This is a genomic window from Pedomonas sp., from assembly GCF_036515995.1.
Lineage (GTDB): Bacteria > Pseudomonadota > Alphaproteobacteria > Sphingomonadales > Sphingomonadaceae > Pedomonas.
The window spans coordinates 26,178-39,790 of the sequence record NZ_DATBUP010000036.1 but is presented as its reverse complement, the minus strand read 5'-3'; the positions used below and the strand labels follow the sequence as shown (position 1 = coordinate 39,790).

Below are 13,613 nucleotides of genomic sequence, written 5' to 3'. Positions count from 1 at the left end.
TGCAACCTCCAGCCCGGCGACCTGCTCGGCACCGGCACGATCTCGGCGCCGACCGAGGACGGCTTTGGCAGCCTGCTCGAGCTCACCCGCGGCGGCCAGCAGCCGCTCGAGCTGCCCACCGGCGAGACCCGCACCTTCCTTGAGGATGGCGACACCCTGTTCCTCTCGGCCGTGGCCGAGGCGCAGGGCTATGTCTCCATCGGCTTTGGTCCGTGCGCCGGCACGATCACGCCGGCCCCGGCCGTCAGGGGCTGAGGCCATGGCGCTGACCTTGCACAGCTACTGGCGCTCCAGCGCCTCCTACCGGGTGCGCATCGCGCTCAACCTCAAGGGTCTGGACTATGCGCAGGTCACCCATGACCTGCGCACCGGCGCGCAGTCCGCTTCCGCCTATGCCGCGCTCAACCCGCAGCAGATGGTGCCGGCGCTGGAGACAGACGGCGGCGTCATTGCCCAAAGCCTGGCCATTCTGGAATGGCTGGAGGAGCGCTATCCCGCGCCCGCCTTGCTCCCAACAGAGCCAAAGGGCCGGGCCGTGGTGCGGGCGATGGCGGCAACCATCGCCTGCGACATTCACCCGCTCAACAACCTGCGCATCCTCAAAAGCCTGAGGCAGGACTTTGCCGCCACCCCTGAGCAGATCACGGCCTGGGCGCAGCGCTGGATCAGCAAAGGCTTTGCCGCGCTCGAGGCGATGATCGCCCGGCACGGCGGCACCTATGCCTTTGGCGACACGCCAACCCTGGCCGACTGCTGCCTGGTGCCGCAGGTCTATTCGGCCGAGCGGTTCGAGACCGACCTGACGCCCTACCCGCGCCTCCTCGCCGCCGCCCAGGCCGCCCAAGGACTGCCCGCCGTGGCCGCGGCGCACCCCGCAGAGCAACCCGACGCGGACTGAGACAACTCCCCTCGCACCCAAAGGATGTGCAAAAAAGGCGCGGGCAGCTTGCCCGCGCCTTTTTCTTTATGTGCTCATTGATGCCGACTGCACGGCAGAGATGCCGGATTGCCAAGGAGGCCCGACACCCTCCTTGGCAAAAGCGCCGCTCTAGGGCGTAGACTCATAACGAGGCGCACCATAAGCGTGCGGAGATGAGTTTGACTGCTGCAAGGTAATTGGTGGGATCCTTGTCATAGCGCGTTGCAATGCCCCGGAACTGCTTGATGCGATTGAAGAAGCGTTCAACCAGGTTGCGCTGACGGTAAAGCCAGGACGAGAAGCCAAAGGGCTGCTTGCGGTTGGACCGATTGGGAATATTGGCCCAGATGTTCCTGGCTTCTGCTGCCTGGCGGATTGCGTTGCTGTCATAACCTTTGTCGCCCAGCAGGGTTGCGCCATGGGGGATATCCTCAATCAACGCTTCCGCCTCACAGGCATCGTGTACCTGGCCTCCGGTCAACCGGAGGCGAACAGGACGTCCCTCAGCGTCGACAAGAGCATGGAGTTTGCTGGTAAGGCCGCCCCGGGAACGTCCCATGCCATGATCACTGGATCCCCCTTTTTGCCGGTCGCACCGTTTTGGTGGACCCGGACACAAGTTGAATCGATCATCACCAGTTCGCCGTTAAAACCCTCAGAAACCGCGGCCAGCAGCCGATCCCAGACCCCGGCTTTGCGCCAGCGAACGAACCGATTGTAGCACGTTGTGGGTGGCCCATAACGCTCCGGTATCTCTGCCCATGCCGCACCGGACCGGAACCGCCAGAGAATGCCATTGATCACCCGACGGTCGTCTACGCGCGCAACACCGCGCGGCTTGTTGGGAAGCAAGGGTTCAATGATTGCCCATTCCTTATCCGTCAGTTCGTATCGCCGCCGCGCCATCTGCCTCTCCTTCACAGGAAGGCCGTTGAATCACGCTGGCGTCCGGAACTCAACCAAGTTTATGAGTTTGCGCCCTAGAAAACGAACGTCATCCACAGCGCCTGGTAGAAGCTGTTGCCGAACCCGGCCCGCTCCAGCACCGTATCCGCCTTCACATAGTCGGTCAGGCCACCGATCGAGACGTGCTCGTTGATGCCGTAGGTGAAGGCCAGACGGGCGATTTCAGCAACCTTGCTGCCGCCGACCAGTTCGGTGCCCGCATAGGGCCGCTTCAAGCCGTCATAGACCGCATCGCTCTCGCTCTGCCGCCATACGAATACATATTCGCCGCTCAGCTTCAGCCCCTTGATGGGCGTAATGGCAAAGGTGGGGGCAAAGTCCACCAGGTTGGTGGGGCTGATAAAATTGTTGTCGGCAAAGTAGGGGCTGTTTCCATAGCCGTAATCGAAGTTCTTGACCGTGCCGGTGCCATAAGCCCCGCCGCCGGTCGTGACATCCGCACGTACACCGATGGTCGGCTGATACCGGTTGTCGGCAAGGCGCACGCTGGTGGTGGTGAACAGGCCCGCCGCCTTGACGTCGCGGTTTTCGAAGGAGCCGGTCTGGCGCGCGGCCAGCCAGTCGAACGACACCGGTCCGGCGCTGCCCCAGACGCGCACACCATAGGTATCGCGACTGTCCTCCCCCAGCATGGTGCCCCAGCGTTTGGCATCGTTATCCATGTGGAAGATGAAGGGATCGACGAACAGCTTGTGCGGGACGCCTGCAAGGGCGGCCATATCGAAACTGGTGGTAATGCCGTAAATGGCTTCGTCGTCATTCCAGTCGTCGTCAAACGTCCCATAATCACGCACGGTCGGGCGGAAGCCATAGGCGGAGACACGGAAGTTGCTCCAGTTGGCGTAGGCGACCACCCCGTTCTGGCTGAGGTGGATATTGGGTGATTGATCGGTGGCAAAGAGCACCTGCGATCCGTCCGAGAAATCCTGACGGCCGAAGCGCACGCCAACGTCGGCAACGCCCGCCTGCCCGTGGATTTCACCGAAGGCCTGGATCAGGTCGACGTCGTTCTGCTGTGCGCCGGGCTGCGGCCCCTTGCGGCTGCCCCAGGTCTGGCCCGAGCCGACCTCCACATAAGCCCGGAAGTTGGAGCCGAGGTGCACGTCCGCTCCCAGCTGCGTACGGCTGAGGAAAGCATCGGTGCGGGAAGATGCTCGCAGACCTGGATTGCTCACATGATTGAGGCGGATGCGCTGCTGTCCATTCAGCGTAATGTAGCTCTCGCCTGCCGCATCCAGCGGAATGAACTTGAGGTCATCGAGCAAACCATCGCGCATGGCAGGATCGCGGTGCTGACTCCAGTCCTCCGCCCAACGGGAGAAGTAGTAGTTCGGCCCCATGCGCGGGCCATAGCCCATGGCTTCCGCCGGATAGGAAACGCTGACCGCATCTGCCGTCTCAGCCGCCGTGGCCTGGGCGTGGGTCAGGAACGGCGTGGCGGCAAGCGCCACGCCCATAAGCAACTTATGCATGGATAACTCCGGAGTGTCCTGTGCCGTTTGCGGTTCGGCAAAACGTTGAGGTCAGGCCGTGGCCGGGACAGCGTCGCGATGCGGCTGCGTCATGACAGAGACCACCATTGCAACGATGAAGGCCAGGGGCGTCGTTACCAGTGTCGGGTAATCCGATGGGAAGATGGCATCTGCATTGCCCAGCACCTTCACCCACACTGCCGGCCCCAGGATGATGAGCACCACCGATGAAACCAGCCCGGCAATCCCGCCCGCCAGAGCACCTGCGCTGGTGGTCCGCGGCCAGTAAAGGGCCAGGATCAGCACCGGGAAGTTGGTGCTGGCTGCAATCGCGAAGGCGAGCGCCGCCAGGAACGCCACGTTCTCGTGCTGGAAGGCGATGGCCAGCCCCACCGACAGCATGGCAGCCCCGAAGGTGGCAATGCGGAAAATCACCAACTCCTGCTTCTCCGTCAGAGACCGGCCATGGCGCAGGGCCGAGACGATGTCGTGCGAAGTTGCAGAGGCTGCCGCAATGGTGAGGCCGGCAACCACTGCCAGAATGGTGGCGAAGATGACGCCGGCCATGATGCCGAACAGGGTGTGGCCGCCAAGAGCATCTGCCAGATGGAGGACTGCCATGTTGCCTCCGCCCAGAATACCGCCGCCGGGTGCCTGATAGGCCGGATTGCCGGTCACGTAGGCAACAGCGCCCGGGCCGACAATGGCAAAGAGCAGGATAAAAACGCCGCCGATGATGCTCGCCGCCAGCACCAGCGACTTCCGGGCAGCCGCTGCGTCCTTCACGGTGAAGAAGCGGATGAGCAGATGCGGAAGGCCCATCATGCCGAGGGTCAAGCCCATGGCAAGGGACAGGTTGGAGAACAGGCTCTGCTCGGAGCCGCCGGCACGGAAGAGACCGCTGCCCATGGCGTGGACTTCCGCCGCTCTCGTGTAGAGCCCCTCGAAACCGCCACTGGCGACCAATACCAGAACCGACAGCAGCAGCACCATCAGGACCAGCAGAACCGCCTTGATGATCTGCACCCAGGTCGCTGCCAGCATGCCGCCAAAAGCGACGTAGATCGCCACAAGCGTGCCCACCATCAGCACCGCCATGTTGAAGCTGAGACCAAACAGGATGGAGATGAGGCTGCCCGCACCCACCATCTGCGCGATGAGATAGATAAGCGAGATGACGACCGAGCTGCCGCCCGAGAAAAGGCGCAGGCGCGGGTCACCCAATTTGCTGACCATCACATCGCCCAGGGTGAAGCGGCCCAGCCGCCGCAGCGGCCCTGCAATCAGCAGGAGCATCAGGCAGAAGCCCACGAGCGGCGAATAGTAATAGATTGCCGAGTCCGCACCGATCGCAAAGAACAGGGCAGTGATGCCGAGCAATGTAGTGGCCGACAAAAAATCGCCCGAGATGGCGAGACTGTTCTGCACAGGGCTGATGTTGCCGCCTGCGGTAAAGAGCGCTGACTTGCTCTGCCCGCGGCGCGCCGCCCATACCGTCACACCCAGAGTGACAGCAATGGTTGCAAAAAAGCTGAGAACGGATGCTGACATGCTCACGCCTCCCCTTCCGCAACGACACGGTCCTTTGCAAAGAACCACGACAGCAGAATGAACGAGAGCAGGTGCAGCCCGCTCACCCAGATAAAGGCAGGAGCGCCTGCCCAGAACTGGGACATCCACGATGCCAGCGCGCCATCAGACGCGACGTAAGGCACCGGCAAAAACAGGATAAGTACAAACGCGCAGCACAACAGCCGGCGTACCCCTATCGATACCATTGGCCTCTCCTCAAGATCCCTTATTCGTCGCCGGTGATGGCGGCGTGGCCTCTATTACGGGCCATTGAAACTGAGGGTGACGGGTCAGCCAAAACGTGTCTGTCCTCAGAAATAACGACAGATCCATTTCAGGCGAGCAGACGGGCCATTAACTGGTTGGCATTGCAGATGCCGAAGCGCTCATAGGCGCGGCGGCGATAGGTCAGGACGGTGGAGGGCTTGATCTCCAGATCAAGGCCGATCGCCTCTGCCGTCATGCCGATCAGCGTTCGGGCACAGACCTCACGCTCGCGCACGGTCATCTCCGGATAGATTCGCTCCATGCGCCGCAGCAGCCGTTCCATCAACGGCAGGTTGGCCTCATCGGAGGAAAGTTCCAGATGCTTGCGCAGTATGGGCAGTGCCATTTCCGCCAGAGGTGCCAGCATCTGAGGCGAGACAGGCTGCCTGCCCGGCGCTCGATAAAAGCTCAGGATAAACCGCCGTCCCGCCCGCCAGCGGGTGAAAGAGAACTTCTCGGCGAGCCGGGCGGTGTCAAAGCACTCCCGCCGATACTGCTGGTTGGGAATATCCTGCGCCGTAATGCGATACGCGCGCGTGGGTGCAGTGTTCTTCTCCACCTGCGCATCGCGCATGAGTGGATCAAATGCATGATATTGCCTGGCATAGAGCGACACCCGACTCTGCGCTGAGCCGATGCGGCCCGACGATGCTATGGGAACGGGTGCTCCCTCCTCACCGCAACAATATCCGAACACTTCATCGACGCCCACGTGCGCATCTGCAATTTGCAGAAGCACATCCCCCATAACAGGCGAACCGGTTGCCTCCACCAGCGCTTCGTAGGCCACAGAGCCGATTGACGGCATAGTCATAACGCCACTACTCCCCTAGCAGCCGTGTTGACCACGGTCTTGATAAGCCGAACGCACGTTCGTTAAATTGGATGAAACCGTGCGCCCGATCAATGGGGCAATTTAAATTTTCTGATTTTCCTCCAATCCGGCTTGATGACCACTGACTGTTACACTGCCGGCGCAGCCTGATCTCCGCGCGCCAGTGCAATGGACTGCTGAATGACCTCAAGATCGCCAATATGGTTTGCCAGCAGCAGAATGAGCTTGGCGTTTACGACCGCACTTTCGGCATCGCTCAGACCATCATGCAGGCGGATGAGGCGTTCATAGAGATCATCCGGGCGCACAAGGTTGGGCATCGTGTTGAGCTTTGACATCAGTTAAGTCCTTTTGCACGCGCCAGTGCCGTCACGACCGCGTTGGCATCGGGCTTGCGCCAGCGGGCAGCAACATACTGGTCCGGACGGATCAGGTAGGCCGAGCCAGGCTGAAGGTCGTAACGCTCCGCGATCAGACCCGCCGGATCACCCAGCGTCTCGATTGGCAGGTGCCGCACGCCTTCCGGCACTTCCCCAGACCAACTCCGGGTGAGCAGGGTAAAATCATCTCCAAGAGCATCGAGCAGCCAGCCGCTTGCCGTCGGCGCGTCCAGCGTCGGCGAGCCAGGGCAGATGCCGGCGAAGGCACTGTCCGGTTCATCCGGGGTGTTCAGCGGGCTCTCAGGGTAGCTGACCGCCGTTGAGAGCCGGCCGGAGTTGACGAACGGGCGGGCAAACGCATGATCCTGCGCCAGCTCCAGAACCGCATCGCGGAAGGCCCGGCTCACAGCTGTCTTTGGCGTCAGAAAATCGGTGGAGCGAGACGAATTCAGAATATTCTCGTCTGCCGTAACGATGGCCTCGTAGTTATAGGTCTCCAGAAGAGCTGCAGGCGCTTCGCCTCTGAGGATCAAGTCCAGCTTCCAAACCAGATTGTCTGCGTCGGCCACGCCGCCATTGCAGCCGCGTGCGCCAAACGGCGAAACCAGGTGAGCGCTGTCGCCTGCAAAGATCACCCGGTTGTGAACGAAGCGGGCCATGCGCCGGCACTGGAAAGTATAGACACTGTACCACTCGCCCGTGAATTCAATGTCCTGCCCCAGCATGGCGCGCACGAAGCGTTCCACATTTTCCGGTTTGAGGCAGGCCTCCCGATCAATGTTCCAACCCAGCTGAAAGTCGAGCCGCCAGACGTCATCTGGTTGCTTGTGCATCAGGGCGGACCAGCCCGGATTAAACGGCGGGTCGAACCAGAACCACCGTTCAGCAGGGCGTTCCTGCTTCAAGCGAATGTCGGCAATCAGAAAATTATCTTCAAAAACCCGTCCTTCGAAATCGAGCCCCATCATGGTGCGGACGGGCGAGCGAGAGCCGTCGCAAGCAACCACCCAGTCGGCCTCAACCGAATAGCGGCCCTGTTCCGTCTCCACATCGAGCCGGGCCGAGGCAGCGTCCTGTTCAAGTGCAACCACAGTATGGCCCCAGCGGATTTCAACGTTGGGCAGCCCGGCGATTGCTGCGAGCAGCCGGTCTTCTGCATAGTATTGCTGAAGGTTGATAAAGCCGGGGCGCTTCTGATCCTTCACGGGCAACATGTCGAACTGGTAGATCGGCTCCGGGCTGTCGCCCCAAAACACCTTGCCCACGTTCCAGACGACGCCCTTCTCCATCATGGCTTCGCCCACGCCCATACGATCCCAGATGTCGAGCGTACGCTTGGCAAAGCAGATGGCTTTGGACCCTGCGGCAATACATGCCAGCCGGTTGAGCAAGACGACGCGATGACCACGCCGCCCCAGATCCAGCGCCACTGACAGGCCAACGGGCCCGCCACCAACGACAACTGTCTGCAAACGCTCGTGACTCTCCGTCGGCCTGGGCGAGGCCTCTACCTCGCGCCAGACCGGAATTCGGGATGGTCTTGTCATGTTTGGCGACCTTTAGCCCTGAAGCTGCGCCCAGACTTCGCGGTCGCGCTCGGCTGTCCAGATACGCGGCCAGTCGGTTCCGTTGAATTCATCCCACAGGCGCTGCACGTCAAACGGCAGGCAGTGTTCGAAGATCGGCCAGCGGCCGAACTTGGGCTCGAGCGCCTTGTGGGTCGCCTCGAAGGCTTCCTTCAGGGTGCCGCCACGCTTGTGCACTGCGCCCACGTGCTCGATCATACCGTTCAGAAACTCGCGGGTCTGCTCGACGGCCGCGTCGGTTGCACTGACGCCGCGCGCCACTGCACCGCGGCCGCCAATGAGGTTCTCGGCGCGGAAGCTCTTCACCTTGTCCAGCGTGCTGCCCGCCCAGTCGAAGTGGAAAGCATCACCGGTGTAGAGCGCGGCTTCCGCCTCCACCAGGTCCCCAGCGAACAGGGTCCTGGTCTTCTCGTGCCAGACGACGATGTCGCCGGCGGTATGGCCACGGCCACAGAACTGCAGGTCGAGGCGGCCCCGGTCACCGCCCAGTTCGATCGAGAAGCTGTCCTTGAACGTCTGGGTGGGCCACGTCAGGCCGGGAATGCTGTCCGGCTCCTTGAACAGGCGCGGCATGCGGCCGAATTCGCTGTCCCAGTCCTCCTGACCACGCTCCTCAATGAGCTTACGGGTGGTCTCGCTGGCGATAATATGCTCGGCCTCGAAGGCGCTGGCGCCCAGCACCCGCACGGCGTGGTAATGGGTCAGAATGAGATACTTTACCGGCTTTTGAGTGTGCTGGCGCAGCTTCACCAGCCAGTCGCGTGCGGCAACGGGCGTCGCGCGCGCCTCGATGCAGACGAGGAAATCTTCGCCTTCAAAGGCACCGACGTTCGGGTCGCCCTCGGCGGTCAGCGCATAAACGCCGTCTGCCAGAATTTCGAGCGTTTCTTTCTTTTCCGCAGTGTCTGCGACGGATGCAAACGGCTTTGCCATTGTTGACTCTCCCAATCCTTGCGCTTGGCCGGTCTTAGCGCGCGAGGTAGTCCGCGCATCGCTTCTGACCAAGGTTCAGGGCCAATAAAGCAACAGTCTGCGGCGGACATCTGCCCCCAGAACTATGGACAAGGGAGAGGCTGTGGTGCGGACCAGACGTCGGAGTGCCGCGGACCAGTTCATAAGGCGAAATGAGTATGGATGATGGGAGCAACTGCAATTATCGGCAACGGCGTCTGCGGACACGCCAGAGAGCACAGGGCCAGACAGCCCATCAACCATGGCCCAGCCAAGCGATCGGCAACGCGCAACCCATTTGGCCCGGACCATATTTTTTGCATTATTCCAGACAAAAGGCCTGAGCGGCGGGAGCACCGCTCAGGCCGTCTTCACCTGGAAAGGCGAGCGTCTGGAGGCGTCTTAGAAAGGCAGATTATACAGGCGAACCGCGTTGTCCTGGAGAACCTTCTTTTTGGTCACGAAATCGTAGCCTCCCAGGACGTCAACGATATGCTCCTGCGCGCCCGGGTAGAGCGAGGTCGGATGCGGGAAGTCGGTCTCGAACATCACATTGTCGACACCGACCGTCTCCAGCAGCAGTTTGGGGCCGACCTTTTCAAACCAGAACGTGCAGTAGAAATGATCGCGGAAATATTGCCATGGCCTGCGCGTCAGGATCTGGGAGAAGCGCGGCAGCATTTCGTTGAACTGGTGTTCAAGCGCTTCAATGGCAAACGGCACCCAACCCATACCGCTCTCGATCAGGCCGATCTTCAGATTGGGATGGCGATCGAGCCGACCCGAGACCATCCAGTTGCCCAGCGTCGCCGCGTTGCCGATCGAGAACATGGTGGCGACGACCGATAGCGTCTGCTCGAACTCGAAGCCCTCCCAGGTCAAGGTGTTGGGATCGATCGCCGCGTTCAGGTGGAAGTTGAGCGGCGTGCCCGTCGCATCGCACATCTCCAGGAACGGCGTCCAGTAATCATGCATAAAGCTGGGAACACCGACCCGCTCGGGCGTGTCGGGCAGAACGAAGCCCTTCAGTCCCATGTCGATGCAGCGACGGGCTTCCTTTTCCAGCTCGGCCTGATCCCAGAACGGCAGGTGCGCCATGCTGAAGATGCGCTGGCCCGATTCAGCCTGGTATTCGGCAGAGGCGTCGTTGAAGATCTGGATAATGCTGAGCGCCAAGGCCGGGTCGCGCAGCGACATCAGGGAACCCGCCTGGGTCACGCCCGAGTTCTGGAAGCAGATCTGGGCGTAGATGCCCATGTCATCCATCGCCTTCAGCCGTTCCTTGATCATGTGACCGCCCGGATGGCCCTCTTCGAGCGTCGGAAAGGCAAGGCGGCCGAGCAGCTTGTTGTTGTCGGCCCGGATGACGTTGCCGCCCATGGTGCCAAAGTCACGGTCACCGACGAACCAGCGGTCCGTGCCGTTGACCCGCCTGACATGCGGAACCTTGTCCTTGAGCGCCGCGGGAGCGCGCGAAGTGAACAGGTCAGGCGCCTCGGTGATATGGGTGTCGGTATCGACGATCTTGATCCCCTCGAGGGAGGGGTGCAGACCCGTCGACTGCGAAGCATAATCAACCTCGCGGATCACGCCGCCCGGCAGATAGCCCGCCGCCGACCAGTATTTGCGCGCATTCTGAGAGATATCGTCCTGTTTCGCATCCGCCATGTCTCACCCACTTTGTTTATTGATTGAACGGTCTCCCCTTTTGATACCAAGTCCTCGATTGACCGTATCATTCGGATCGGACAAACTTTGTGCATGAACGGCCAAACACTCATGTCTGGGAGCGACCCTGAGTTCAAGATGGTGCCGATGGTGGCCCCATCGATGCGCCCCTGCGCCGGCGCCATTCCGCAGGACGACTATGATCTGGACACGCCATGGCACTGCCATGACATGCATCAGCTCCAGTATGCCTTCAGCGGCATGATCGAAGTGGAGGATCGCTTCGGGAGCTACTTCATTCCCCGGGCGCTGGCGGCCTGGATCCCGGCGGGCGTCGTCCACCGCACCCGGATCCATCGGGTACGCTCTGCCTCGATCTTCTTCGAGCCCCACATGATCCCTGTTGCCGGAGACAGGATCCGCATCATCCAGGTCTCCCCGCTCATGCGCGAGATGGTGATGGGGGCGATGCGCTGGCCGCTCTATGGCGAACTGGACCGAACGGGCCACGCCTACTTCCAGGCGCTGGCCTGCCTGTGCACCGAATGGATCGAAGAGGAGGCGCCTCTGCGCCTGCCCAGTCTGCCCGACGAGCGGCTGGAAACGGCTGCCCTTTATACCCGCAAGAACCTTAAGACCTGCGATATCGCCACTGTCAGCAAGCATTGCGGTTTGTCCGAGCGTACCTTGCGACGCAAATTCCAGGCATCCATCGGGATGAGCTGGGAGCAATACCGGCAGCGCGCCAGACTCCTGAAAGCCGCGGCCCTGCTCAATGAAGGCAAGCTGCCGATCGGCACGATCGCTGCTGAGGTCGGCTTTGAGAGCCAAAGCTCCTTCGCCCGCGCCTTCAAAAGCCTGACCGGGATCAATCCCAAGGAATTCAAATCGTCCGAGCCAAGGCGTTAAGGGTATGGCGGCAATGGTGCAACCACGGTTGGGAGCGCCTCTGCACGGGAAGACGCCCAACAATGCTGATCTTCTTCAACCCAAGAACGCCCAAGAGGTCATCCTCGCTGCAAAGCGGGCTGCTTCCTCGATTTTCTTGCACACCGGCCTCACGGCAGATTTCAAGGCTCCGCATCAGGTCGGCGCGCTGCACATTCCGGATAGGACAACCAGACGGGTTGACGGCATGGCGGCAACATTCCTATGACCCCTCGTGCAACAGGTTCCCCCTTAGGGGGATGAAAACGGGAATGGGGTGCGAATCCCCGGCTGTCCCTGCAACTGTCAGCGGCAAGTCTTCGGTCACAGAGCCATTGGGACACCCTCCCGAGAAGGCGACCGGCAAGGCGATGACCCGCGAGCCAGGAGACCTGCCTGTTGCCGTCGTCTTTCGGCTGGCCAGGGAGTGCCGGGCGAACGGGACCTCCCGCAGGACGACATGAGCGCCCATTGAGTTGCCGCAGCAACGCGGCAGCACGAAGGGCATCTGTTGTGAACCATGGCCTGCGCTGCCCGCAGGCCGACGGGAGAGGCATTATGCTCACCCCAGTTGAAAATGTAGCGGCCGTTGTCGTTTGCAACACCTGCCGTCTTGCCAAGGATCAGCCCTCTGACGACGAGGGACGGCGCGGCGGGCGACTGCTGGCCGATCTGCTACGCGACGTACAAAAGGCGCGACCGGACTATGCCGCCGTCGCCATTCAAGAAATGCCCTGCCTGTTTGCGTGCGGCGAGCACTGCACCGTGCACCTGCGCGCACCAGACAAGATCAGCTACGTGCTCGGCCGTTTCGCGCCGACGCTCGAAGATGCAACCGCCATTCTGGATTACGCGGCCCAATATGCGGCGAGCCCGGAGGGCGTCGTGCCGTATCGCCAGTGGCCCGAAGGCGTGAAGGGTCACTTCATCACACGCATGCCCCCGGCCGGATTTGTTGCAGAATGACTTCGTTTCCTGATCGCGCTGCGCTTGACGCGGCGCTGGCTGCACTTCCCGAAGCGGATACGGCGGCTGTCGAGCAGGCACGCGCACTCCAGAGGTCCCTCTGCAAACCGGAAGGCTCGTTGGGACGGCTGGAAGAAATCGCCCTGTTCATGGCGGGCTGGCAAGGCACGCAGCACCCCTGCCTGCGCCGGGGCCAGACGGTGGTCTTCGCCGGCAACCATGGCATCGCCCGGCACGGGGTCAGCGCCTTTCCGCCCGAGACGACGCGCGACATGGTGCTGAATTTCGAGCGCGGCGGCGCAGCCATCAATGCGCTCTGCGGCGTTGCCGGCTTCGAGTTTCAAGTGGTCTCGCTGGAGCTGGACTGCCCGACTGCCGATTTCACGGCGGGTGCGGCCATGACCGAAGCCGAGGTGCTGAGGGCCCTCTCGATCGGTGCGCAGGCGATCAGCGCCGACACGGACCTTCTCGTCATCGGTGAGATGGGCATTGCCAACACAACGACGGCAGCGGCGCTTGCCTGCCTGATCTATGGCGGTGCGCCGGCAGAATGGGTGGGCCGTGGCACCGGCGTCGACCCACTGGGGGTCCAGCGAAAAATCGACGTGGTGAGGCGAGCGGTTGCGCTCCACGGCGACACCCCGCGCATGGCGCTGGACCTGCTGGCAGCCGTGGGCGGGCGCGAACTGGCGGCCATGGCAGGCGCGGTTCTTGGCGCTCGGCTGAGGCGCATTCCGGTTCTGCTCGATGGCTTCATCTGCTGCGCTGCCATAGCGCCGCTCGCTGTTCAGAATCCGCAGATCATCCAGCACTGCCTGGCCGGACATCAATCCGAAGAGCCGGGGCACCTGCGGGTCCTGCAGCATTTCGGCCTGTCGCCGCTGCTGCAGTTGAACATGCGCCTGGGCGAGGCCAGCGGCGCTGCTGTTGCAGCCTTGCTGGTCAAAGCCGCCCTCGCCGCGCACAACCAGATGGCAACGATCGACGAAGCGCTCAGCGGCAACCTGCCCCAGCGCCGCGCGACAGCCTTGGCCGGATGACCGGGAAGCGCACCGAGGGACAGCATGCCCCGCAGGCTGTGGTCGCGGGTCAGGGCCCCGCCGC

General features: G+C 62.0%; 13 protein-coding genes, 2 pseudogenes and 1 riboswitch. Of the genes and pseudogenes, 6 read left to right on the top strand and 9 right to left on the bottom strand.

What is annotated here, in order from left to right; translation table 11 throughout:
• A pseudogene (locus VIG90_RS03210) lies at window positions 1–255 on the top strand (fumarylacetoacetase); the annotation flags it as partial.
• A gap of 4 nt (window positions 256–259) precedes the next feature.
• Window positions 260–898 carry a maleylacetoacetate isomerase gene (gene maiA, locus VIG90_RS03205; protein WP_331591990.1) on the top strand — a complete coding sequence of 213 codons (639 nt, stop codon included), beginning with the start codon at window positions 260–262 and terminating at the stop codon, window positions 896–898.
• A 163-nt stretch (window positions 899–1,061) separates the two neighbouring features.
• On the opposite strand, the pseudogene VIG90_RS03200 reads toward maiA, so the two are convergent.
• The 9 genes and pseudogenes from VIG90_RS03200 to VIG90_RS03160 all read right to left on the bottom strand — a co-directional run bounded on the left by VIG90_RS03200 (window position 1,062) and on the right by VIG90_RS03160 (window position 10,616).
• A pseudogene (locus VIG90_RS03200) lies at window positions 1,062–1,825 on the bottom strand (IS5 family transposase).
• Window positions 1,826–1,899: 74 nt separating this feature from the next.
• A complete protein-coding gene (locus VIG90_RS03195; RefSeq protein ID WP_331591989.1) occupies window positions 1,900–3,357 on the bottom strand; it encodes an alginate export family protein in 1,458 nt (485 codons plus the stop codon).
• A 51-nt stretch (window positions 3,358–3,408) separates the two neighbouring features.
• Window positions 3,409–4,908: a sodium:solute symporter family transporter gene (locus VIG90_RS03190; protein ID WP_331591988.1), complete on the bottom strand. Its 1,500-nt coding sequence runs from the start codon at window positions 4,906–4,908 to the stop codon at window positions 3,409–3,411.
• A gap of 2 nt (window positions 4,909–4,910) precedes the next feature.
• A complete protein-coding gene (locus tag VIG90_RS03185) occupies window positions 4,911–5,135 on the bottom strand; it encodes a hypothetical protein (protein WP_331591987.1) in 225 nt (74 codons plus the stop codon).
• Window positions 5,136–5,263: 128 nt separating this feature from the next.
• On the bottom strand, window positions 5,264–6,010 hold the full coding sequence (locus VIG90_RS03180) for a helix-turn-helix transcriptional regulator (protein WP_331591986.1): 747 nt from the start codon (window positions 6,008–6,010) through the stop codon (window positions 5,264–5,266).
• Window positions 6,011–6,159: 149 nt separating this feature from the next.
• Window positions 6,160–6,369: a DUF2783 domain-containing protein gene (locus VIG90_RS03175; RefSeq protein ID WP_331591985.1), complete on the bottom strand. Its 210-nt coding sequence runs from the start codon at window positions 6,367–6,369 to the stop codon at window positions 6,160–6,162.
• Window positions 6,369–7,958: an FAD-dependent oxidoreductase gene (locus tag VIG90_RS03170; protein WP_331591984.1), complete on the bottom strand. Its 1,590-nt coding sequence runs from the start codon at window positions 7,956–7,958 to the stop codon at window positions 6,369–6,371. Before VIG90_RS03170 ends, VIG90_RS03175 begins: the two co-directional genes overlap by 1 nt.
• A gap of 12 nt (window positions 7,959–7,970) precedes the next feature.
• Entirely contained in the window at window positions 7,971–8,930 is a 960-nt protein-coding gene (locus tag VIG90_RS03165; RefSeq protein ID WP_331591983.1) for an MBL fold metallo-hydrolase, read from the bottom strand.
• Window positions 8,931–9,350: 420 nt separating this feature from the next.
• Entirely contained in the window at window positions 9,351–10,616 is a 1,266-nt protein-coding gene (locus VIG90_RS03160; protein WP_331591982.1) for an amidohydrolase family protein, read from the bottom strand.
• 93 nt (window positions 10,617–10,709) lie between these two features.
• On the opposite strand from VIG90_RS03160, the gene VIG90_RS03155 reads away from it, so the two are divergent.
• The 4 genes from VIG90_RS03155 (at window position 10,710) to cobT (ending at window position 13,549) form a co-directional block, all read left to right on the top strand.
• Window positions 10,710–11,525: a helix-turn-helix transcriptional regulator gene (locus VIG90_RS03155; RefSeq protein ID WP_331591981.1), complete on the top strand. Its 816-nt coding sequence runs from the start codon at window positions 10,710–10,712 to the stop codon at window positions 11,523–11,525.
• A 4-nt stretch (window positions 11,526–11,529) separates the two neighbouring features.
• The gene (locus VIG90_RS03150) at window positions 11,530–11,772 is read left to right on the top strand and encodes a hypothetical protein (protein ID WP_331591980.1); all 243 of its coding nucleotides are present in this window, start codon (window positions 11,530–11,532) and stop codon (window positions 11,770–11,772) included.
• A riboswitch (cobalamin riboswitch) is annotated at window positions 11,769–11,957 on the top strand. Its footprint overlaps the gene before it by 4 nt.
• A gap of 144 nt (window positions 11,958–12,101) precedes the next feature.
• Window positions 12,102–12,509: a DUF1636 domain-containing protein gene (locus tag VIG90_RS03145; protein WP_331591979.1), complete on the top strand. Its 408-nt coding sequence runs from the start codon at window positions 12,102–12,104 to the stop codon at window positions 12,507–12,509.
• The gene (gene cobT / locus VIG90_RS03140) at window positions 12,506–13,549 is read left to right on the top strand and encodes a nicotinate-nucleotide--dimethylbenzimidazole phosphoribosyltransferase (protein WP_331591978.1); all 1,044 of its coding nucleotides are present in this window, start codon (window positions 12,506–12,508) and stop codon (window positions 13,547–13,549) included. Before VIG90_RS03145 ends, cobT begins: the two co-directional genes overlap by 4 nt.
• Window positions 13,550–13,613: the final 64 nt, after the last annotated feature.